Raw genomic sequence first — 22,595 nt, 5'->3', positions numbered from 1 at the left:
AAATAATACCCTGTCAGTTTAACTTCAAAATATTATATATTATTGTTTCCATTTAATTATTAAATTATGTGGAGGTGAAAGTGAATATTGACGGTTCTTGTAATGTATTGATAATCTCCTTTGATGGTGTTCCGATGTCCGGAATTGTTGTTGAATCAATTAAACTTGCAGGTTTTTTGAAAAACAGTAAGAAAAGAATTTTCATGGATTTAGGTTATGATATAAAAATTGATAAAGGAAATTTTAATAAGGAATATAAAGATGAGTGCTCATTATTTGGTGAGTTATTAGAATTGGTTAGAGTTGTAAATATTTTTTATCTTCCTGATTATAATATTAATTTTCTTACTGATGTTTTTGATGTCATGATAAGAAATAATAAAGTGATTGAAGATGGTGAATTAAGAAACTTAAAAGAAAGGGTCGAAAAAGTTTCTGATGCGCTTTCGGATTCAATTCTGGAATTCTGGCTGGAAAATCGTATTGGTTATCTCATTGTAGAAAATGGAACTATTCCAGAAAATATTGTTTATACCAAAGCCTTGTATAAAGCTATCGATAAATATGGGCAACAATTTGATCTTGATAAATTTGTTTTTTGGCGTGATCATGATTTGATGTGGAATAGTGAGACATCCGCTGAGAAATATGGCGCACCACCTTACGAATTTGCAATAAAACCTGTTGACTCACCGTATATAAAATACTTTACTTTAAACCAGACTTCAAAATCACATTTATTAGAATGGTGTGGATATGATTTAGATATCAATGTCCTACCTAATAGTTATGACTTTGAACGCCTGACTTCTAGGAAAAATATCAGGCATCGATTTGGTATCAGTAAAAATGATGTGGTTATATCAAGAATCACCAGGATTATTCCACAGAAGAGATTGGACAGAGATATTATCCTGATCAAAGAGCTTAACAGACTATTCAGTCAGGATGATATAAAAATATATTTACTTGTGGCGGGTAATATCAATGAAGATGTATGTCATTATCATCAGTTAAGAGATATGGTGAAAAATTATGATGTAGAAGATTATGTTATCTTTGTCGGTAGCTTATGCCATGATTTTTACCATAATACATCCGAGTTTACAGTTGAGGATCTGATACATTCAGCAGATTTAATATCATTCTTGACTTCATATGATTATGATAGCTACGGGAACCCTATCGGGGAAGCAATCTGTCAAAGTAAATGTTATATCACGACCAGCTATGAATATTATGATGAGGTGTATGGTAATAAGGGTTTCCTTTCTCCAGTGATGAATATCAGCAAAGAAAATGATGGAGTGCCGGATAAAGAGTTTATTAATGAAGTTTATGCATTTCTCAAAGATCCAGTAAATATGAAAAGATATGCGGAGCATAATTACAAATTAGGAAGGGAGTTATTGTCTCATCGTATTCTGGATGACATTTTCTTTTCAGATAAAAGGTGAATATGATGAATGAAGTGATGGAAAAAGATGTCGTTATTTCTGTTGTGTTACCTGTCTTTAATGAAGAGAAAAGATTGAATATTGTATTAACTTCTCTTTTTAACCAATATGATGAATCAGGGGAATTAAATAAGGACACTTATGAGGTTGTTATAGTTGATAATAATTCAACAGACAACTCCCTGAACGTTATTAAAGAATTTAGAGAAGCTAATCCGTTATTGAATCTGTATGTTATAGAAGAAAAAGAGCAGGGGGTTTCTTCCGCCAGAAAATGCGGAATGGATTTTGCCAGTCAGAGGAGTAAAGAGCGGGATAATAAATATCAGCTGGAGCAACGTTTTTATATTCTGTCTGCTGATGCAGATTGTACGGTTGATAACCAATGGATTTATCAGCTCATAAAAAAAATGACGATGGATAAGGCTGATTTGGGGACGTGTAATTATTTCTATGATCCCGAAAAGTTTTTACATCGTCCTGTTTTGTATGAACAGATAAGAAAGACATTACTTTGTCGTGAGTTTTCTTTCTCTCTATTTGGTGGGTTTCCTGATGGTAAAGGTTTTGCTGTTGAAAGGGACTTATACGATAAGGTGGGTGGCATCGAAATTTTTTACCAATTACATGATGGCGCGTTTGTGCAACACCTGTCGGATGACTGGGATTTCGGTATTAAAGTTATTGCTTATGGTGGTAAGCCAACTTATGCGCACTACTCCAGAGTTGAGATTAATAGCAGGCGGGTCGATAATTTGCTGGGTGAAGTGATCATCGGCAAGGCTTATGGGGCTGATGGCATTATAACCATGAAAGATATCCGACCACCGGATGAAAATATACCGTATGGAGATCTCACACCAGAAGAAGGGAAAATGGCATGGGATTATTCTATTAAAGATTATGTACCTAAAAATATTATATTACCTTTATTGCTTAATCCTGATTTATTACAGAAAGACGCCATCATTGATTTTTTTACGGCTCTGGTGGCTCAGAAACTGTATGAACGCATTCATGAAATAAAATCGACCGCCCGTATTATCGATTTTAAACCGATACACGCTTATAAAACGCCATCCTACCGGCTTTATTTCGAATTCAGACAGCAAATATTCGCCAGCCTGCGTAAACATGTGGATCAAAGTATAGGTTATCCGCCGGAGTTACCGCCTTGTCTCGACGCTATTCTGAAGCAGCAGCCAGATAAATTTATTAATTATGTTTACTACTTCTGTGAGGACAGGGAATCAGGAACAGCCCATAACTATTTTGCTAATGGAGGGGTTTTCTGATGATAGAGCAAGCACTGTATTCACTGAATAAGATAGACGAAAAATATCCACGGCCCGATATTATTGATGTACTTTCTGATAAGCGTAATCAATCCCTTCTTTCTTATGTTTATCGTGACCCATTCGGGTGTCATATTTTTCCCGGAGATATTGAAAATTACCCGCATCAACGTTTTCTTGAAGCATTGAATAGTGAACTTTCTACCGGATATCCCATTCATCTCTGGGCCTATATACCTACCTGCCGATATATTTGCCATTTTTGCCAGTTTCCTAAGATTGTGGTCAGGACACACAGAGAAGAGTCATCTCAGGTATTTAAGGAAGTCGTCGACCTCAATATCATGGAAGCCAGAATGTGGTTACAAAAAGTGCCTAATCTGGCGAGTGTGCCAATCGGTGAATTTAATATTTTCGGAGGGACTCCATCGCTATTACCTTTTGATGAATTGGAACGGTTAATGGTGTTTTATCGGGAACACTTTAACTTTAGTCATGCAACACTAAGATTCGAAGGAGAGCCGGGCACTTTAGACAGCCATTATCTGGCTTTTCTGCACAAACTAGGGTTCAGTAAACTGTCTTTTGGTGCTCAGTCTTTCAACGATGATATTATTTATTCTTCTGGCAGGAAGCACTCTTCCTGGGAATGTTTTGAGGTAATAAAAAACGCCAGAGAAACCGGTATTGAGTGGACCAGCGTAGATTTAATTTATGGTTTATTACAACAGAGAGTTGAAGATGTTGAGTATGACATCAGAAAAGCGCTGGAACTGGAGTTGTCTCATATTGTCTGCTCGAAGCTGCATATAAAAGATTTCATGGAAACGCGGACCGGTGTCTCAGAGGAAAAAAAAGCCTTGTGGCAAAAGAAAATGGTGCCAATTGAAATTACACCAGTTGAAACAACATCTGCTGGAACAAACCGTATTGATACCGGAGCCAATAAAGGCAGTAAACTTTCTACAAATATGTTTCCAAGCCTTGGTGAGCAATATCAGATGCGCAATGTTATCGATAATTTATTTGATAGCCATTACTCTGAACATCCGACAATGTATTTTTATCGCAAAGATACAGAGCCAGAAAAGTGGAAAGGCATTATTACTGATCAGGATAAACAACATCCGGAAGTTGCTATTGGATTGGGTGGCAGTTCTAAATGCCGTTCCGCTGAAATGGTGAACCTCACCGATTACAAGTGTTATCGCGAAGCAGTGAATAATCATATTTTGCCTGTTGCTTCTGTGACGGGTATGTCAGCAGAAAGGCAGGAAGCGAATGCTATTAAAATGGCGTTATCGACCTGCCAGCCGGTAGACAATGATATTCACCGGCAAAGATTTGGTCATGCGATAAAAGAAAACAAACGTATTTATAATAAATTATGTGATTTGGCAGAGCGTCAGTTGCTATTTTTTGATGATGACAAAATTAAACTCACGCGTAGTGGTAAAGTACTGGTTGAGTCAATCGTAAATACAGAATTTAATGACTAAATATGATGAGTAATAATGATTAAAGCCATCCGTTTTCTTCCTACTAAACGGGTGGCTTTAATTTGTACCGGTTCAGGTAGATCTTTTACTCTTTATCATTTTGATAAATGTTTCTCGTGCACTTGATGAACCAAGGCGTTCAGCTTCATCTAACAGAGTCAGTGCCTTATTTATATCTCCATTTTTGATCGCTTTCTTGATAGCCTCATTGAAGTGCTGTTCTGTTTCACCGGAAATAGATTTAGGCACCCTATTAGGATTTGGATCTACAAAAGTATGATCAGCTAATACGTTTTCGGTAGTTCGTTCTGACGTCACTTTCAGCGTTAAAATTCCGGTATCAGTATGGCGAGCTATTGGGTCTGGAATATTGGGAACCGCGTTACCTACTCCCTGAGCATAGGCTTTGGCTGGGTCAACCATTTTTGTCGATGTTTGCAGGTCTGCATGGGTAGTGTAAATCAGCAAATATATATTTTTCTGCCCTGATACTGGCGTTATTTTTAATGTTCTTTCAACCCGTTCCCCCGAGAAGATCCCCGGTTGTTGATAGGAAAAAGAATGGCTTGCATAAAGTGCAACAGGCTGAAATTTTTCATCAAATACCAACACGTTAGGTAAATAGACCTGCTTATCTTTTATCAGGCTGCTCAACGTGATTTTCAGGGCACCCTGACTGGCCGGTAAAGCAAGAGTGGCAATTGCTCCCTGAATATTTCCTTCGTTAATCTGAGGTGAAGTCTGACTGAGTACAATTGTGTGCATTGCTGGGAGCTTCATCGGTTTCCATACCTGCTTCTGTAAAACAGAAGCAGGTATGGAATAAGCTACGTTGTTGCTTACTTCCGGGTTAATCATAGTCTTCTCAGAGACAGTACCTGCGGCATAAGCTACTAAGGGGAGGCTTATGCAGGAGAGAATACTGTAATAGAAGAGAGTAATTAGTTTGGTTTTCATCGTTTCACCCTTAACCACAATCACCACCAGGCTTCAAATTGAGCACCAAACGTGAACTCATCATTCTTACCACGGCTGAAATGGTGCTCAGTTGTATCACGATAAGCTAACCCATCGTTATAACCGGGAGTTTTGTTGGCATAACCCCATTTTTCATTCCATTTAGCATAAGTGGTGTACAAACGAATCGCCGGACGGGACCAGATGCTATCGCCTGCCTGCCATTGTTGGGCCAGAGTGATTTTGTACTGGTCGTTAATCGCTTTGGTACGCTGAGATTTGACATTATCGTAGCCAACCTCCATTAACGTACTCATGGTTGGTGTCCATTTGTACATCGGGCGGATACCGGCGGTATACCAAGTGGTGCCGTTACGATTGTCGCGATCAATATTTTGGTACATAGCGACGTACATTAAGTCCCATTTTTCAGCCAGATTGATGGCTCCATGATTTATCACGCGCAGCATATGACCATTATTGTCGGTACTGGCTCCCGCGGAACGACCATTATTATTGGAAGTCATAGAGTCAGTCGCATACTGAACAACAAGTTTATTGAACCCATCCAACATGCTTTGGGTATGTTCAGCCGTCAGCATTATCCCATCTTTAGAAGCGTTTTTGGCCAAATGATAACCCTTACGTGGATTAGCCCGCCCGTAATCAACACCTAATTCGAGTACACCACCGCTGTTGATGGGGAGATCAGCAAGCCGGGCATCAAAAACATCATTAGAGGTTTCGGTATTTTGATTTTTATTATCAACCCAGTGATATGAACCGCCACTTTCAGTATTGCGTGTCACGGCGAGAGAAAGTTTGCCAAAATCAAGGTCAATATTTTCCAAACCGGCTCCGGGACCAGAAATATCCCAATAATAGAAATCGATCATATGTACATCATGACGTTGATAAAAACGCTTACCGGCCCACAGTGTTGAACCTGGCAACCAGTCAATCAGGTTAGTTCCCTGTACATTCACTTCACGGAATACTGGGTTGACCGATTCATTATCGCTTTTCTGAGCCGCGCTGTAGGCCAGATTAGTATCGAAATAGAAGCGTTTATCTTCTTGTTGCCATAGTGCTTGCCCCAATTTTAATTCAGCATAGGTTTCACATTCATTTCCGAGGCGGTATTTACTCTGTGCCCCTGTACTTTGAGCACATTTTTGCTCACCGCCACGTCCTGTCCAGCCGATACCTGAACGGGCATAACCGTGGAAGTCTACCGCAGCGGCCTGCATGGAAAATAATCCAGCAAGCAAAGGTAATGAGAGAGGTAAGATGCGCATAATTGTTCTCCTGTTATTTTTTTATAGCGAGGTTTTAAACCCCTGGTTCTCTGTATAGGCGCCGGCATGCTGTTCCGTCTTCCCGAAACAGATGACAACGATGAGGGGCTAATCCGATAGTGAAGGTCGCCCCTTCTTCTACAAGAACAATATCAGGCTGGAGATAAACGAGATTTTGACGGATGGTTGATATGTGGATATGGATATGAGTTTCACTTCCTAACTGCTCTACTATCTGTACAGTTCCTGTCAGCGTTACGTCAGCGACATCGCTGGGTAAAAGGTGTTCCGGTCGGATACCCAGAGACACATTACTCCCGATGGTAACTCCCTTACTTTCTACCGGAAGCCAGACATGTTGCCCATTAGGCAGGCTGATCTGTACTTGATCAACAGCGGTTGCAGAGACTTTGACTGGTAAGAAATTCATCTTTGGAGAACCCATGAAGCTGGCTACAAAACGGTTAGCCGGGTAGTGATAAATTTCGAGAGGTTTACCAACCTGAGCAATATTGCCGGCATCCAATACAACGATTTTGTCTGCTAATGTCATGGCCTCGGTTTGATCATGGGTGACGTAGATCATGGTGCGTTGTAGACGCTTATGCAGACGTGAAATTTCGATACGCATCTGAACTCGCAGGGCAGCGTCCAGATTGGAGAGAGGTTCGTCCAGTAGAAAAATATTGGGTTCGGCGACCAGAGTACGGCCAATAGCCACTCGCTGACGCTGGCCACCGGATAGTGCTTTTGGACGGCGATCCAATAGATGAGCTAGCTGGAGAGTTTCTGCGACTTTCTCTACCCGTTTTTGAATCTCACTTTTTTTAATACCTGCCAGTTTCAGGCCGAAAGACATGTTATCTGCTACGGATAAATGGGGGTAAAGTGCATAAGATTGAAAAACCATGCCGATACTACGTTTAGCGGGCGGTACATCATTTATTACTTGGCCTGCAATCAGCATTTCACCGGACGTAACATCTTCCAGACCGGCAATCATTCTTAATAAAGTCGATTTTCCACATCCCGATGGACCAACAAAAACCACAAATTCCCCTTCATCAATCTCAAGATTGATATTTCTGGAAATAACATTTTCACCATAAGCCTTAGATACATTACGAAGTGTGACGCTGGACATGTGTTTCCCTCGGAGTTGCCATCCTGGTTTGTAGTGAAAAGTAGATGGCCGGATTGTGTGCAAAATAACAGGAATAAAAATCCTCCATTTTATCGTTTTTTATGGAGGAGGGATTAGGAGGATGAGATTAGTAGGATTACAAAATCCCTTGATATTTCACGAAATAAAATGTGATTTTAGTTCCAGAAATTGGTGCGTTTTTAAGGCTGGTGGCATGGTTTACAGTGCTTTTGTAATCACGTTCACACTCATTTGATGAGAGGCGTAGACAGGGGGAGGATGAGTCTGCTTTCTATTAATTGCACACTGTGAAATATTTTCTGGCGGTGTAGTGAAAAATTCATCTTAAATCAGCAAATACTGAAAAGGACGGAATGATGACAAAAAGAATCTCAAAAATAGGTGCTCGTGCACTGATGCTTTCCGTTTTATCTACATGGGTACTTTCTGTTCCTGCTTTCGCAAAACTGGAAGAAGGTAAGCTGGTAATTTGGATCAATGGGGATAAGGGATATAACGGTCTGGCGCAGGTTGGTGACAGATTTATGCAGGATACGGGAATTTCAGTCAGTGTTGAACATCCTGATAAACTGGAAGAAAAATATCCTCAGATTGCGGCGGTGGGAGATGGTCCGGATATCATTTTCTGGGCACATGACCGCTTTGGGGGCTACGCACAGTCGGGATTACTGGCGGAGGTTACGCCTGATAAGAATTTTATGGACAAACTATTTCCCTTTACCTGGGATGCAGTTCGTTATGAAGGCAAATTGATTGGCTACCCTATTGCGGTTGAAGCTCTTTCTCTTATTTACAATAAAGACTTAGTTAAGTCACCACCCTTAACATGGGAAGAAATTCCTATGTTAGATAACGAGCTAAAAAAGCAGGGGAAAAATGCGATCATGTTCAATCTTCAGGAGCCTTATTTCGTCTGGCCCCTGATTGCTGCTGATGGTGGATATGCTTTTAAGAGGCAGGGGGATACCTACGATATTAAAGATAGCGGGGTAAATCATACTGGTTCTAAAGCCGGTCTGGAATTTTTAGTCAGTCTGGTAAAAAACAAACACCTTAGTGCTGATACCGATTATTCCATTGCTGAAGCTGCCTTTAATAAAGGTACGACAGCAATGACTATTAATGGTCCTTGGTCATGGGGGAACATCGACAAAAGTAAAATTAATTACGGTGTTACTCTGCTGCCGACTTTTAAAGGCCAACCTTCTAAACCTTTTGTTGGCATTTTAAGCGCAGGAATTAACGCAGCCAGCCCCAATAAAGAGCTGGCCAAGGAGTTTTTGGAAAACTACCTGCTGACTAATGATGGCTTAGCAATGATGGATAAAGATAAGCCGCTGGGTGCGGTAGCGTTGAAGTCTTATCAGGATATTCTTGCCAAAGATCCACGCATTGCTGCCACGATGAACAATGCCAAGAAAGGTGAAATCATGCCGAATATTTCACAAATGAGTAGTTTTTGGTACGCCATGCGTAGTGCAGTACTTAATGCAATCAGCAGCCGACAACCTGTAGATGCGGCTCTCAATGATGCAGAGGCTCGAATTGTAAAATAAACGTGCATTAGTCTTCTTCTTTTGAAGGAGGCTTTTTATTTATCGGAGGAAAGATTTTCTCATTGAATCTCAGTAAAACAGGTTCGTGGGAATAGGCTCGCAGGTAATAAATTTCTAGTAACAGGAAGTGCATAATGTCAGCAAGGTTGAACAAAAATGTATGGTGGCCACGTTCTGTCCTGAAATGGTTTGCGGTGGGGCTGAGCCTGTTTTTTACCGGTTATTTGATTGTGTTGATGTACGCACAAGGGGAATACCTGTTTGCGATTCTGATACTGGTATTACTGGGTAGTGGTGTTTATGTTTTCGCTAATAGTAAGTCTTATGCCTGGCGTTATACCTACCCGGGTATTGCTGCGATGTTATTGTTTGTTCTGTTCCCGCTTGTTTGTACCATTACGATTGCTTTTACAAACTATAGCAGTACCAACCAACTTACCCTTGAGCGGGCTCAGGCTGTATTGATGAGTAGACAATATCAAACAGGCCAGTCATTTAATTTCAAACTTTACCCCCAGGATCAACAGTGGATTTTGGTATTAAATGTCGCTGATAGTTCGAATGTATTGGTATCTGAGCCTTTTTCTTTATCTGATAAAGAAAAAATCATTCTACCATTATATGAACAGGTAACCCCCTTTAATCATGACGCTGCCACGTTGCGTACCATTACGCAGAACCGGCAGGCATTAGGGCAAATAACAGTACTTCTGCCGGATAACAGTAGATTGCGCATGAGTTCTTTACGGCAGTTTTCCGGTATACATTCCCTTTATGCTCTGGAGAAAGATGGACACACCCTCATTAATAATCAGACAGGTGTCAAATATCGCCCGAATATGGAGACGGGTTTTTACCAATCCATTGATGCAAAAGGGGAATGGGGTAATGAGACGTTGAGTCCGGGGTTTACGGTTTCCATTGGTTGGAAAAATTTCCTGCGGGTTATTCAGGATGAAGGGATTCAAAAACCTTTTCTCTCCATTTTTGTCTGGACGGTGCTCTTTTCTCTGTTGACGGTAATATTGACTGTGGCACTGGGCATGATTCTGGCTTGCATTGTGCAGTGGGACGCTCTTAAAGGCAGAGCTATTTATCGTGTATTACTTATCTTACCGTATGCTGTACCTTCCTTTATTTCTATCCTGATTTTTAAAGGATTATTTAACCAGAGTTTTGGTGAGGTGAATCTACTGCTCAATGGGCTGTTTGGTTTGAAACCGGATTGGTTTACTGACCCGACTCTGGCCAGGACCATGTTGATTATTGTTAATACATGGCTGGGGTATCCCTACATGATGATCCTTTGTATGGGGCTGCTGAAAGCGATACCTGATGATCTGTACGAAGCCTCCGCGATGGATGGTGCAGGGCCGCTACAGAATTTCCGCTATATCACTTTTCCTTTGTTAATTAAGCCTCTGACACCATTGATGATTGCCAGTTTTGCTTTTAACTTCAATAATTTTGTTCTTATTCAATTGCTTACCAACGGCAGGCCGGATCATGTTGGGACAACGACACCAGCGGGTTATACCGATCTATTAGTCAGCTATACCTATCGTATTGCTTTTGAGGGTGATGGAGGGCAGGACTTTGGATTAGCAGCGGCGATAGCAACGTTAATCTTCTTGTTGGTGGGGGCTTTGGCAATCATTAATCTGAAAACGACACGAATTAAATTTGATTGATTAAGGAGGTAGTGGCATGGCGATGGTCCAATCTAGATCACAGCGGTGGCGAATATGGGCAACGCATATATTCATGCTGATTTTTATCGCCTCGATTTTATTTCCATTACTCATGGTCATTGCTATCTCTTTACGACCGGGGAATTTCGCGACGGGCAGTTTGATCCCTGAGTCGATTTCTTGGGAACACTGGAAACTGGCGCTGGGTTACAGTGTTGAATCCTCTGATGGGCGCATTACTCCTCCTCCGTTCCCAGTAATACTGTGGTTATGGAACTCTGTAAAAGTCGCATTAATTACTGCGACTGGCATTGTTGCGTTGTCAACAACGTGTGCTTATGCTTTTGCTCGTATGCGTTTTCGTGGCAAAAACACCTTATTGAAAGGCATGCTGATTTTTCAAATGTTTCCCGCTGTTTTGTCATTGGTGGCCTTGTATGCTTTGTTTGATCGTTTGGGGGAATATATCCCTTTTCTCGGTCTGAATACCCACGGTGGTGTGATTTTTGCCTATCTGGGAGGAATTGCGCTGCATGTGTGGACGATAAAAGGCTATTTTGAAACGTTAGATCGTTCTTTAGAAGAGGCGGCCATGCTGGATGGTGCTACATCGTGGCAGGTTTTCCGTTTGATATTGTTACCGCTTTCTGTACCGATATTAGCAGTGGTATTTATCCTGTCTTTTATTGGTGCGATTACTGAAGTACCAGTTGCATCGTTATTGTTAAGGGATGTGGATAATTACACATTAGCTGTGGGGATGCAGCAATATCTCCACCCACAAAATTACCTCTGGGGTGACTTTGCCGCCGCCGCTGTACTTTCTGCTATACCTATTACAGTAGTTTTCTTGCTTGCCCAGCGTTGGTTAGTTGGGGGATTGACTGCTGGTGGTGTGAAAGGGTGACGGTCTGTTTGAAATTTATCAAAGAGTAAAGATAAAGCAAAACTTCGTACCTGAATAAAGGGTACGAAGTTCAATATTTTTTGCCTGTTTTGTCTGTTGTTATGACACTCTTCTTCTGTGCTTATCTATTGTTTCCAATAAATTATTTATGTCTGTATTTTTGAACATGTCTTCCAATGTGACGGTTAATTTACGTCTCCAATTAGGATATTCCATAGTTGTACCCGGGACATTGACCGGATTTTCCATACTCAGCCAGTCCTCAGGTTGTAAGCCCAACAAGGCACTGGTACAGCTAGCGAGATAATAGTGTATTCCTTGATTAACGGATGTTGGTATCTGTGATGAAGATATTTTTGGCTGCAATGAGGTAAGCGTGTTTGCTATATTTGCTGATTCGGAGAGATAACCATGATGATTTAAACTCTGTAATAGCTTTTGCTTACAATGTTCGCGTTCATTATATAACTCAGTGAGTAATGCCTTATCAGGATATAACCCAATTGATTCACCCAGTTTCAGATCACCACTTTGCCAAAACCCACCTAATGTCGGTAAATCATGGGTAGTGATAGTTGCCATGGCCTGTGTCTGATATTTCTCAGGTGGTTTAAATTCACCTTGCCCGTCGCGCTCGAAATAAAAAACCTTATAAGAATAGATACCACGGTCACGTAATTTTCCAACAATCTCTTCTGGTACTATTCCTAAATCTTCGCCTATCACCATGCAACAATGGCGCTGGCTTTCCAATGCCAGTATCGCCAGTAAATCATCAACAGGATAATGGACATAAACGCCTTGAGCTGCGGTTTCTCCCTGAGGGATCCACCAAAGCCTGAGCAGTGCCATAACATGATCAATGCGTAATGCTCCACAGTGCCGCATATTACTACGCAGTAATTGAATAAAAGGCTGATAATTCTGAGCCTGTAATATATGAGGATTCATTGGAGGAAGCCCCCAATTTTGCCCTAGTGGTCCCATGATATCAGGCGGCGCACCAATAGATGCTTCCATACAATAGAGTTCCCGGTTACCCCAGGTTTCTGAACCACCTTGCGCCACGCCAACAGCCAGATCACGATAAATACCAATCGGCATAGCATGGTTCTTACTTTCACGTAAACAATCAGCCAGTTGCCTGTCTGCAATCCATTGTAACCAAAGAAAGAACTCCACTTCTTGTGGGTGAGAGTGACAAAACTTCAGTACAGTATCACTATCTGGGTCGCGGTATTTTTCAGGCCAGATGGGCCAACCCCAATAGGTGTGACTTTCACTGTATAGTTTGTAATGTAGAGCATCATAGACAGCCTGAGAGTACAGGCTTTTACCACCTTGATTAATGAATTGACGGAATGAGAGATATAGGGGATCGGTATCATTTCGAGTATTGAATTGTTGATAAGCCAAACGCAACGCTGTCATTTTCAGTGCCATCACACTGGAATAGTCAACCCATTCTGTTTGGCGAACACTCTGAATTCTGTGCTGGGTTTCCGGCATCATCCACCACTCTTGAGCATTGGCACTGGATTGGAAATCTTCTACCTGACTGACATCAATATAAATGATATTCAACCAGTGGCGGGATGAAGGGCTATAAGGGCTGGCGTTTTCAGGCATGACAGGATACATCGCATGTAGCGGGTTTAGGCCAATAAAAGCGCCGCCGCGTTGTGCCAGTTCCCGTAACATTTTTTTCAGATCGCCAAAATCACCCATTCCCCAATTAGTTTCGGATCGCAGGGTATAAAGCTGGATGCAGGCTCCCCACAATTTGCTTCCTTTTATCAGTGATTCTGGTTCGTAACAGCGTTCCGGAGCGATGATGATCTGCATAACATGGCGTTGTACCGCGTCTTTGGGGCTTGATGAAGGGATTAAACTAAGCGTGTGATAACCCAAAGGCAAAGAGGCTGGCAGTGTCAGTTGATATTGGCAATTTCCACGCAGGTTTATCCCTTGTTCTGTCTGTATTTGCCACTGATATTGGGCAGAGGTATTCAGATTAAAAGTGAATGACTGGCCAATAATTAATACTTTCACTGTGGGTAAGGTTGAAACTGATGGATCAGAAACCGGCCTTTTGACCGGTATATTTTCCCCCATGGCTTGCAGGATCCTATGCCTTATCTGAGAAGGAATAGCCTGTGGTTTGCCATAGGCATTAATATATTCAGTGACAATACCAGCTTCTGTTGCTAAATCATCGAGGCTTTTGTTTTCCATTATGATCTTCTATTTTACCTGCTTAACCTGCCAGATACGTTGTTGATAATCCTGAATAGTTCTGTCGGAACTGAATGTTCCCATACGGGCAGTATTAAGGATCGTACGTTGTGTCCAAGACGGGATATTACGGTAGAGTTCATCAATTTGCTGATGTGCGGCACCGTAAGAAGCAAAGTCAGCTAATACTAAATAAGGGTCACCACCATCGATCAGGCTGTGTAGCATTAAATCAAATGCCTGTTTATCTCCATGGCTGAACTCACCGCTGGCGAGAGAATTCAGTATTTGTTGTAATTGCTTATTTTGTTGGAGAATATTTTGGGGGTCATAGCCCTCTCTCAGTAAGGTTTTTGCTTCTTCTACTGTATGTCCAAAGATAAAAATATTGTTGTTGCCAACCTGTTCGGCAATTTCGACATTTGCACCATCCAGAGTTCCAATAGTTAGTGCTCCGTTCAAGGCAAGTTTCATGTTACCAGTACCGGAGGCTTCTTTTCCTGCTGTGGAGATTTGTTCTGATACATCGGCAGCTGGGATCATCAATTCAGCTTTCGAAACATTGTAATCAGGAATAAAGGCAATTTTTATGCGATCGCGTACGATCGGATCATGGTTGATTTTTGCGGCTGCGTGATTGATAGCTGAAATAATATTTTTTGCCAGATAGTAGCCGGGAGCTGCTTTAGCCCCAAACAGGAAAACACGCGGGTAAATATCCAGTGCCGGATTTTCCTGAATCTGTCGATAAAGTGAGAGGATATGCAGCAGGTTCAAATGCTGGCGTTTGTACTCATGCAGCCGTTTGATCTGTACATCGAAAATGGCATGAGGGTCTAGCTTAAGCCCCATTGTTTTATTGATGTAGTTGGAAAGGCGGATTTTATTGTTCTGTTTGACGGTGCGATAAGCCTCACGAAAAGCAGCATCAGCAGAGTAGGGTTCGAGTCTTTTTAGTTCAGTAATATCACTGAGCCATTCATGGCCTAATGTCTGATCAATCAGTGAAGAGAGTGCTGGATTACACTGTCTTAACCAGCGACGAGGTGTAACGCCATTGGTAACGTTATGGAATTTTTGAGGCCACAATTGGTGATATTCAGGGAAGAGATCCGTCACAATTAAAGATGAATGTAATGTGGCAACACCGTTAATCGCAAAGCAGGCTACAACACAAAGATTAGCCATTCTTACCTGATTATCATGGATGACTGCCAGTTTTTCCCATATTTGTTGGTTACCCGGCCAGTTTTGTTCCACCGTTTGACGAAAACGATTGTTTATTTCTTGAATAATACGATGGTGGCGCGGCAGTAATTCGATGATGAGATGTTCATCCCAACGTTCCAAACCTTCCGGTAATAGGGTGTGGTTAGTATAAGCGAAGGTTTGCCCGGTAATGCTCCATGCTGTATCCCAATCTAGTTGGTGATCATCAATCAGCAGACGCATCATTTCAGGAATGGCGATTGTGGGGTGGGTATCATTGAGCTGTATCACTTCGTATTGCGGTAGCGCCTGTATTTTCCGACCAGCCAGCTGGTGACGACGCAGAATATCAGCTACAGCGCAGGCACACTGAAAATATTGCTGCATCAGGCGGAGGCGTTTTCCAGCCTGATGGTTATCATTCGGATAAAGAACTTTGGTCAGGCTGGTGGCTTCTATGCCCTGCTGTTCCGCATGAAGGAACTGCCCATCATTGAACAGTGATAAATCAAAGGGATTATCATATGTTGCTTGCCACAGGCGCAGCGGCTGTATAACACCATTATTATAACCAACGACAGGCAGATCCCACGCTTCCCCGGTCAGGGTAAAAGCCGGTCGCCAGATTTCACCACCATCGGTTGTTGTGACCACTTCACCACCGAAACTCACATTAACGTTTAGTTGTATATTGCGGTAAAACCATGGATAGGTATTGCGCTCCCAGTCATCCGGAGTTTCAATTTGTAACCCTTGTTCGAAGGATTGCCGGAACAGCCCATACTGATAATTAAGGCCGTAGCCGATTGCCGGTTGATTAATTGTCGCCATTGAATCAAGAAAACAAGCGGCCAGACGGCCTAAACCACCATTACCCAAGGCAGGATCAATTTCTTCTTCCAGCACATCACTTAATACCACACCATATTCGGCTAAATACGCCTGAACATCATCATACCAGCCAAGATTCAGCAGGTTGTTACCCGTTAAACGACCGATCAGGAACTCCATTGATATGTAGTTTACATGCCGTTGTTTGCCTTTTGAGCCATCAGGAAGGGGAAGATTATCAATTTGATGGTGATTATTTTGGCGATAAGCAGGCAGTAATTCCAAAAGAGTGGCACTGATAGTTTGCCACCACTGATGTGTTGTTATTCCCTGTGCTAAATCAAGGCCAAAGCGTTGTAACTGTCGGGTCAGCGCAGCCTGGAATTCGGCTTTATCAAGTTGGGGCTTTTTCATGGCGTCTTCATCCTGTCACTGAATAAGGAAAATATGCAGATTATTGAGTCTGATATGCTGAAGGTTCAGTGAACAAGAAACATCATCCTGTCAGGATATTCGCGGGGATGAGTATCAGGGCGTAGCTATTTTTTCGTGCGCTTTCGCAATTTATTCAGGAAAAAGAAACGTTTCAGTTAAAGAATGTGACAGGGTGCAACTTAACACAATCTAATCAATTAACCTAATTGCAAATGGCGCACGTTTCTCTAAATTTGGGTGTTTATTTATGAATGTTACTGATTTGTATTTCTCAATAACATGACAACAAGGTTACAGGGATCAGTTCTACTCATTGCTTGTGAGGGGAGGAAATCAATGCTTATCCCATCGAAACTCAGTCGACCCCTTCGCCTCAATCATATGGTCATGCGTGAGCGCCTGCTGGCGCAGCTCAATGAAGCACAGAATTATCGTTTGGTATTAGTAACCAGTCCGGCAGGATATGGTAAAACTACGCTGATGTCACAGTGGTCGGCAGGGCAGGGTAATCTGGGGTGGTATTCTCTGGATGATAGTGATAATCAGCCGGAGCGTTTTGCCAGTTATCTGATTGCTGCGATTCAACAGGCCACACAGGGGCATTGTGTCAAAAGTGAGGTTTTGGCGCAGAAACACCAGTATGCCAATTTATCGGCGCTGTTCGCACAGTTGTTTATTGAATTGAATGAATGGAAACAGTCATTGTTTCTGGTGATCGATGATTATCACCTGATAATAAATAATCTCATCCATGAAGCCATACGTTTTTTTCTCCGTCATCAGCCGGAAAATCTCACGCTGATTATTCTCTCCCGTCAATTACCGTCTCTGGGAGTTGCTAACTTGCGGGTACGTGAGCAATTACTGGAGTTTGACAGCCAGCAGTTAGCATTTAACTATCAGGAGGCTCAGCAATTTTTTGATAAACGTCTGCCCAGCCCATTGGATGCGGATAATTGCAGGCAGTTATGTCATGACGTGGCCGGTTGGGCAACAGCGTTGCAGTTGATTGCTCTGTCTGCCCGTCAGGCTGGTAATACAGCAGAAATATCGGCCAAACGCCTCTCAGGTATTAATGCTGGCCATTTATCCGATTATTTGGTGGATGAAGTTTTAAACCGTGTTGATCAGGGAACGCGAGAATTTTTATTGCGTAGTTCTATCCTGCGTTCAATGAATGATGGGTTAATTGTTTGTCTGACGGGCATGGAGAATGGTCAGCAACGCCTTGAAGATATTGAGCGTCAGGGGTTATTTATCCAGCGCATGGATGATTTCGGAGAATGGTTTTGTTTTCATCCCTTGTTCGCAACATTTCTTCGGCAGCGTTGTCATTGGGAAATGGCATCTGATTTGCCTAAGCTGCATAGTATGGCGGCAGAAGGCTGGTTGATGCAGGGGTATCCGGGAGAAGCCATTCATCATGCTTTGGCAGCAGGGGATACGAAGTTATTGTGCGATATTTTGCTGCAATATGCATGGGAACTGTTCAACCAGAGTCAACTGTCGCTACTGGAAGAGTGCATGAATGCGTTGCCTTATGAACAGCTCTTGGAAAACCCGCGTCTGGTGCTGTTACAGGCATGGCTGGCGCAGAGTCAGCATCGTCATTATGAGGTTAATGCGTTACTGAATCAGGCAGAGCAATCGTTGAAGCAAAAACAAATAACGATTGAGGCTGAACTACTGGGAGAGTTTGACGCGTTGCGTGCTCAGGTTGCGATTAATGATGGCCGACCGGATGACGCTGATTTACTGGCTGAAAAAGCACTGGCTGCTCTGCTGCCTGATAATGAATATGGCCGTATTGTCGCAATGTCAGTGAAAGGGGAAGTGTTGCACTGTAAGGGGGCGCTGTCTCAGGCATTAGCATTGATGAAGCAGACGGAGCAGTTGGCCCGCCGCTGTCATGTCTACCACTATGCTTTATGGGCATTATTACAGCAAAGTGAAATTTTACTGGCGCAGGGGTATTTACAGGGCGCTTATGAAACCCAAAAACACGCTTTTGATCTGGTTCGTGAACAACATATGGAACAGCTACCGATGCATGAGTTTCTGTTGCGTATTCGCTCCCAGCTTCTGTGGTGTTGGGCACGTATTGATGAATCAGAGGAAGCGGCCCGGCATGGTCTGGAGGTATTGTCTAACTTTCAGCCTCAGCAACAATTGCAATGTCTGTCTCAACTGGTGAAATGTTCGTTAATCCGGGGAGATATCGATAATGCCCGCCGCCATTTAACCCGTTGTGAAAATTTGTTGAGTAATGGGCATTATCATCGGGACTGGAGAACGAATACGGATAAATTGCGGATCATTATCTGGCAGCATCTGGAGGATCATATTTCAGTGGCTCAATGGCTGGCTCAGGCAGAAAAACCCGAAAGTTTCAGTAATCACTTCAATCAGAATCAGTGGCGTAATATTGCCCGTGCTCAGATATTGCTTGGTCAGTATGAAGAGGCGGAAAGCATTTTAAACATGCTGAATCAGTATGCGGTAAAACTGGAGTTGGTCAGTGATTTAAACCGCAATTTGTTGCTGTGCAACCTGCTCCACTGGCAGCTTGGTCGCAAGGCTGAAGCGCAACAGGTGCTGATAGAAGCGCTGAAATTGGCTAATCGCACGGGCTTTATCAGTCATTTTGTGCTTGAGGGTGAGTTGATGGCTCTGCAATTACGCCAGCTTATCCAGCTCAATATCCTGCCTGATTTTGAACAACATCGTGCACAGCGTATTCTGCGTGAAATTAATCGTCAGCATCGGCATAAATTTGCGCATTTTGATGAAACATTTGTTGAACAGCTTCTTACTCATCCTGATGTACCTGAACTTATCCGCAATAGCCCATTAACCCAACGTGAATGGCAGGTATTAGGATTAATTTATTCTGGTTACAGCAATGAACAAATTGCGACTGAACTGGAAGTGGCCGCGACGACGATTAAGACACATATCCGCAATCTGTATCAAAAAATGGGTATTACTCATCGTCAGGAAGCGATTCAACAGGCGCAGAATTTAATGAAAATGATGGGATTAGGTGTTCAGTAAAATGTTCTCAAGGTGATATCTCTGATGATTTCATAAATAAAAAGGGGCTACTGATGAATTTATCGCACTGTCATTGGCTTAATGAGCCTGCTTCATGGCAACGTCAGGATAATGCACTGAGCGTGGTAACTGATAATAAAACCGACTTTTGGCGTGATACATGGTATGGCTTTCAGCGCCACAGTGGCTATGTTTTTGGCTGCTATGTTGACGATTTACTTATTACCGAAGGGTTCACGTTTCAGCTCTGTATTGAAGGGCGTTTTGAGCAGTTATACGATCAGGCTGGCGTTATGTTGCTGGTGGATGAACAGCATTGGCTGAAAGCCGGTATTGAATATGCCGATGGCAAGGCAACAATCGGCAGTGTATTAACCTCTCCTTATTCTGACTGGGCGATGGGGATTTTTCCGGGTAACGCTGAGAAATTCTGGTTGCGGCTGACCTATCAGGAAGGTGCTATCCGGCTGCAATATTCCACAGATGGTAAGCAGTGGCCTTTGTTGCGGTTATCCCCTTTTACTATTAACCAACATAATGGGCAACGAGTGTTTGTTGGTGCAATGTGTTGTTCACCAGAAAGAGAAGGATTGCAGGTGAAGTTCTCTGAATTCAAGCTAATGCCAGCCTTGAACAAGCCTTTGCATGATTTGAGTTAGTGGAATGGCTACAAACCGGTCAGATAAAATGCTTTTATGATGGATTAATGCCCGAATATAAAAAGTAAAATAAAGGTATTACGGAAAAGGAGATGCAAATGGAAGATTTGTTGGAGTTTTTCGCGGCACTACTGGAGTGCATTTATCACATCATAAAATGCATACTTACATTTTTAAAATGGATAATGGAAAATATCTTTAATTTTTTTATGGTTATCGGGGTTTTATTCTGTATTGTCATTGCGGGAAGTATCGTTAAATTTATTTTTTATAGTAGCTTCTTGGTATTGGTTTTATCAGTTTGTAAATACCGAAAAAAAATAAAAAGATATCTGAATGAAAAAGGTTTCTTTAAATAAGTATAGAGGCGATTATCCCTCACCCAATGTGCTATGCAATGTGGATGAGGGACATGAGCTTATTTCTTATCCCTGCCTTCCCAAATAATTATCCCAATCTTTCCAGACTGGCTGTAAGCCCGATCTGACCAGTGCTTCGGCAACCTGTTGCACAGAGCGGTGGTCATTCGGAGAGAACTGCTCCAGTTCGTGATGATCACTTTCGACATAACCACCCGGCTGAGTCTTAGAACCAGCACTGACACTGTTTATCGCCAGAGGTACAACATGATCGCGGAAATAAGGTGACTCACGGGTAGAAAGTGAAAGTTCAACATCCGGTGCCAGCAGGCGGAATGCACAGATCAGTTGTACCAGTTCTGCATCATTCATCAGGGATGCGGGCTTAATCCCGCCAGCACAGGGACGCAGGCGTGGAAAGGAGATGGAATAACGGCTTTTCCAGAACTGTTTTTGCAGGAAAAACAGATGTTCTGCCACCATATAGCAATCAGTTCGCCAGTGAGGTGATAATCCGATTAATGCGCCCAGACCAATTTTATCAATGCCCGCCCGCCCTAGCCGCTCAGGGGTTTCCAGCCGCCAGTGAAAATCCTGTTTTTTTCCCTTGAGATGGTGCAACTGATAACTCGGTTCGTGGTAGGTTTCCTGATAGACCAGTACAGCATCTAATCCCAGTGTTTTCAGTTCGGCATATTCCTCTTGCGCCAATGGCTGAACTTCCATTGTGACTGAACTGAAATAGCGGTGTATTAAGGGAAGGTAATGGCGAAAATAATCCATGCCGACCTTTTTCTGATGCTCCCCTGTTACCAGCAGAATATGCTCAAATCCCAGCTTTTTCAGCGCCTGACATTCAGCCTCAATTTCCTGTTCATTGAGCGTCTTACGTTTGATGTGGTTACTCATGGAAAAACCACAATAGGTACAGTCATTGGCGCACAGATTGGAAAGGTAAAGTGGGATATAAAATCCCACGGTATTACCGAATCGCTGACGGGTTAATTGTTGTGCCTGCTGAGCTAATGGTTCAAGGTAGAGAAGGGCTGCGGGTGAGAGCAGTGCCATAAAATCATTCAGTGTCAGGCGCTCACTATTTAGAGCGTGCTCAACATCATGGCGGGTTTTACTATTGATGCTCAGCGTGATGTCATCCCAGTCCAACTGTTGCCAGCGATGGCGGAAAGTCTGCTCTGCCACGGTATTGCTGCTCATAAAGCCCCCAGAAAATCGGTCAGTGGACTGGAGGCTTCTGCATGGAATTTCTGGCTTGCCACTCCTGCCTGATGAGCGAGTTCGCCTGCTTCAATGGCGGTTTTGAATGCCTGCGCCATTTTAACCGGATTACGGGCAACGGCGATTGCAGTATTGACCAAGACAGCATCGGCTCCCATTTCAATGGCTGCCAGTGCATGGCTTGGAGCACCAATACCGGCATCGACAACCACAGGAACATTGGACTGCTCAATGATAATTTGCAGAAAATCCCGAGTGAGTAAGCCCTTATTTGAACCAATAGGCGCTCCCAATGGCATGACAGCGGCACAACCCACTTCTTCCAGACGGCGGCACAGAACCGGATCTGCGCCACAGTAAGGCAGAACTACAAAACCTTCCCTGACTAATTGTTCCGCTCCTTTCAGGGTTTCTATCGGATCAGGTAATAGATATTTCACGTCAGGGTGGATTTCCAGTTTGACCCAGTTAGTGCCCAGCGCCTCCCGCGCAAGGCGGGCAGCAAAAACCGCTTCTTCTGCGGTTTTTGCTCCGGAAGTATTGGGCAGGAGTTTAACCCCCAGCTCCTGCAAGGGAATGAGAATGCCATCATCTTTGCCTTGCAGGTCAATCCGTTTCATCGCCATTGTGACTAACTGGCTACCGGAGGTGCGAATGGCTTCAATCATCAGTCCGGCATTGGCAAATTTTCCTGTGCCTGTAAACAGACGGGAATGAAAGGTGGTATCAGCAATTTTTAACATGGTTAACCT

15 protein-coding genes are annotated in these 22,595 nt (G+C 42.9%); 8 read left to right on the top strand and 7 right to left on the bottom strand.

Annotated features, from left to right (window positions below):
- Positions 1 to 80: 80 nt before the first annotated feature.
- From AACS92_RS22200 to AACS92_RS22190, 3 genes are read left to right on the top strand one after another with little or no spacing between them, the layout of a single operon-like run.
- Positions 81 to 1,457 (top strand): glycosyltransferase, encoded by a 1,377-nt coding sequence (locus tag AACS92_RS22200; protein WP_099109253.1) that lies wholly within the window; start codon positions 81 to 83, stop codon positions 1,455 to 1,457.
- A gap of 2 nt (positions 1,458 to 1,459) precedes the next feature.
- The gene (locus AACS92_RS22195; protein ID WP_241537912.1) at positions 1,460 to 2,752 is read left to right on the top strand and encodes a glycosyltransferase; all 1,293 of its coding nucleotides are present in this window, start codon (positions 1,460 to 1,462) and stop codon (positions 2,750 to 2,752) included.
- Positions 2,752 to 4,251 carry a radical SAM protein gene (locus AACS92_RS22190; protein ID WP_099109254.1) on the top strand — a complete coding sequence of 500 codons (1,500 nt, stop codon included), beginning with the start codon at positions 2,752 to 2,754 and terminating at the stop codon, positions 4,249 to 4,251. Before AACS92_RS22195 ends, AACS92_RS22190 begins: the two co-directional genes overlap by 1 nt.
- Before the next feature lie 72 nt (positions 4,252 to 4,323).
- Here the strand turns inward: AACS92_RS22190 and AACS92_RS22185 are convergent, their stop codons facing one another.
- The 3 genes from AACS92_RS22185 to malK are packed head-to-tail and all read right to left on the bottom strand — an operon-like array spanning position 4,324 to position 7,650.
- Positions 4,324 to 5,208, bottom strand: a complete 885-nt coding sequence (locus AACS92_RS22185) for a MalM family protein (protein WP_099109285.1) — start codon at positions 5,206 to 5,208, stop codon at positions 4,324 to 4,326.
- Between the two features lie 20 nt (positions 5,209 to 5,228).
- A complete protein-coding gene (locus AACS92_RS22180) occupies positions 5,229 to 6,506 on the bottom strand; it encodes a maltoporin (RefSeq protein WP_099109255.1) in 1,278 nt (425 codons plus the stop codon).
- 34 nt (positions 6,507 to 6,540) lie between these two features.
- Positions 6,541 to 7,650: a maltose/maltodextrin ABC transporter ATP-binding protein MalK gene (gene malK, locus AACS92_RS22175; protein WP_099109256.1), complete on the bottom strand. Its 1,110-nt coding sequence runs from the start codon at positions 7,648 to 7,650 to the stop codon at positions 6,541 to 6,543.
- Between the two features lie 377 nt (positions 7,651 to 8,027).
- On the opposite strand from malK, the gene malE reads away from it, so the two are divergent.
- The 3 genes from malE (at position 8,028) to malG (ending at position 11,825) form a co-directional block, all read left to right on the top strand.
- The gene (malE, locus tag AACS92_RS22170; protein WP_099109257.1) at positions 8,028 to 9,227 is read left to right on the top strand and encodes a maltose/maltodextrin ABC transporter substrate-binding protein MalE; all 1,200 of its coding nucleotides are present in this window, start codon (positions 8,028 to 8,030) and stop codon (positions 9,225 to 9,227) included.
- A gap of 134 nt (positions 9,228 to 9,361) precedes the next feature.
- Positions 9,362 to 10,918: a maltose ABC transporter permease MalF gene (malF, locus tag AACS92_RS22165; RefSeq protein WP_099109258.1), complete on the top strand. Its 1,557-nt coding sequence runs from the start codon at positions 9,362 to 9,364 to the stop codon at positions 10,916 to 10,918.
- A 16-nt stretch (positions 10,919 to 10,934) separates the two neighbouring features.
- Positions 10,935 to 11,825, top strand: coding sequence for a maltose ABC transporter permease MalG (malG, locus tag AACS92_RS22160; protein ID WP_099109259.1), 891 nt, complete (start codon positions 10,935 to 10,937; stop codon positions 11,823 to 11,825).
- 99 nt (positions 11,826 to 11,924) lie between these two features.
- Here malG and malQ read toward each other — a convergent pair whose 3' ends face one another.
- Positions 11,925 to 14,060 (bottom strand): 4-alpha-glucanotransferase, encoded by a 2,136-nt coding sequence (gene malQ, locus AACS92_RS22155; RefSeq protein ID WP_099109260.1) that lies wholly within the window; start codon positions 14,058 to 14,060, stop codon positions 11,925 to 11,927.
- Between the two features lie 9 nt (positions 14,061 to 14,069).
- Positions 14,070 to 16,514, bottom strand: coding sequence for a maltodextrin phosphorylase (gene malP / locus AACS92_RS22150; RefSeq protein ID WP_099109261.1), 2,445 nt, complete (start codon positions 16,512 to 16,514; stop codon positions 14,070 to 14,072).
- A gap of 357 nt (positions 16,515 to 16,871) precedes the next feature.
- Here malP and malT point away from each other — a divergent pair, with 357 nt between their 5' ends.
- Together malT and AACS92_RS22140 are read left to right on the top strand one after the other, a co-directional pair.
- Positions 16,872 to 19,589 carry an HTH-type transcriptional regulator MalT gene (gene malT / locus AACS92_RS22145; protein ID WP_099109262.1) on the top strand — a complete coding sequence of 906 codons (2,718 nt, stop codon included), beginning with the start codon at positions 16,872 to 16,874 and terminating at the stop codon, positions 19,587 to 19,589.
- A gap of 53 nt (positions 19,590 to 19,642) precedes the next feature.
- Positions 19,643 to 20,248, top strand: a complete 606-nt coding sequence (locus AACS92_RS22140) for a DUF1349 domain-containing protein (protein ID WP_099109263.1) — start codon at positions 19,643 to 19,645, stop codon at positions 20,246 to 20,248.
- Positions 20,249 to 20,673: 425 nt separating this feature from the next.
- Here AACS92_RS22140 and thiH read toward each other — a convergent pair whose 3' ends face one another.
- Positions 20,674 to 21,822, bottom strand: a complete 1,149-nt coding sequence (gene thiH / locus AACS92_RS22135; protein ID WP_099109265.1) for a 2-iminoacetate synthase ThiH — start codon at positions 21,820 to 21,822, stop codon at positions 20,674 to 20,676.
- A complete protein-coding gene (locus tag AACS92_RS22130) occupies positions 21,819 to 22,586 on the bottom strand; it encodes a thiazole synthase (protein ID WP_099109266.1) in 768 nt (255 codons plus the stop codon). Before AACS92_RS22130 ends, thiH begins: the two co-directional genes overlap by 4 nt.
- Positions 22,587 to 22,595: the final 9 nt, after the last annotated feature.

The organism is Xenorhabdus sp. KJ12.1, assembly GCF_963876495.1.
Taxonomy (GTDB): Bacteria; Pseudomonadota; Gammaproteobacteria; order Enterobacterales; family Enterobacteriaceae; genus Xenorhabdus; species Xenorhabdus stockiae.
Note: the sequence above shows the minus strand (reverse complement) of the source record. Positions and strands in the feature narration are given on the sequence as shown.

Coding starts and splice junctions, on each gene's coding strand:
- AACS92_RS22195 (WP_241537912.1), top strand. CDS start 1,460: ATGATGAATGAAGTGATGGAAAAAGATGTCGTTATTTCTGTTGTGTTA.
- AACS92_RS22190 (WP_099109254.1), top strand. CDS start 2,752: ATGATAGAGCAAGCACTGTATTCACTGAATAAGATAGACGAAAAATAT.
- AACS92_RS22185 (WP_099109285.1), bottom strand. CDS start 5,208: ATGAAAACCAAACTAATTACTCTCTTCTATTACAGTATTCTCTCCTGC.
- AACS92_RS22180 (WP_099109255.1), bottom strand. CDS start 6,506: ATGCGCATCTTACCTCTCTCATTACCTTTGCTTGCTGGATTATTTTCC.
- malK (WP_099109256.1), bottom strand. CDS start 7,650: ATGTCCAGCGTCACACTTCGTAATGTATCTAAGGCTTATGGTGAAAAT.
- malE (WP_099109257.1), top strand. CDS start 8,028: ATGACAAAAAGAATCTCAAAAATAGGTGCTCGTGCACTGATGCTTTCC.
- malF (WP_099109258.1), top strand. CDS start 9,362: ATGTCAGCAAGGTTGAACAAAAATGTATGGTGGCCACGTTCTGTCCTG.
- malG (WP_099109259.1), top strand. CDS start 10,935: ATGGCGATGGTCCAATCTAGATCACAGCGGTGGCGAATATGGGCAACG.
- malQ (WP_099109260.1), bottom strand. CDS start 14,060: ATGGAAAACAAAAGCCTCGATGATTTAGCAACAGAAGCTGGTATTGTC.
- malP (WP_099109261.1), bottom strand. CDS start 16,514: ATGAAAAAGCCCCAACTTGATAAAGCCGAATTCCAGGCTGCGCTGACC.
- malT (WP_099109262.1), top strand. CDS start 16,872: ATGCTTATCCCATCGAAACTCAGTCGACCCCTTCGCCTCAATCATATG.
- AACS92_RS22140 (WP_099109263.1), top strand. CDS start 19,643: ATGAATTTATCGCACTGTCATTGGCTTAATGAGCCTGCTTCATGGCAA.
- thiH (WP_099109265.1), bottom strand. CDS start 21,822: ATGAGCAGCAATACCGTGGCAGAGCAGACTTTCCGCCATCGCTGGCAA.
- AACS92_RS22130 (WP_099109266.1), bottom strand. CDS start 22,586: ATGTTAAAAATTGCTGATACCACCTTTCATTCCCGTCTGTTTACAGGC.